Raw genomic sequence first — 319 nt, forward strand, 5'->3', positions numbered from 1 at the left:
CGTCCCTTATCGTCATACGCATAGGTAGTCTGATTGCCGAGTGCGTCCGTAACCGTAATCGGCAGACCGAGTGCATTATAGGTGTACGAAGTGGTATGTCCGTTCTTATCGCGGAACTCGGTCAAGCTGTGTCCGGAGTAGGTATAGGTTTCCGTATTGCCGAGCGCGTCCGTGATAGACGCAATATCGCCGCCTACCGTATAAGTCAGCGTCATAGCGGTATTGTCCGCATAGCGAACTTTCGTCACATTGCCATTGCTGTCATACTCGTATGCGGTTGCACCGTTCAGACGGTCGCTTGCAGAGTTGGCGCGATAAT

Annotated in this window: 1 protein-coding gene; it reads right to left on the reverse strand. The window is 52.4% G+C overall.

Going from position 1 to position 319, the window contains the following annotated elements:
- A partial coding sequence (locus PGS25_RS15460) for a hypothetical protein (protein ID WP_442865326.1) occupies positions 1-319 on the reverse strand: 319 nt, incomplete at both ends.

The organism is Butyricicoccus sp. AM78-15b2TA (genome assembly GCF_027665985.1).
Taxonomy (GTDB): Bacteria; Bacillota; Clostridia; order Oscillospirales; family Butyricicoccaceae; genus Agathobaculum; species Agathobaculum butyriciproducens.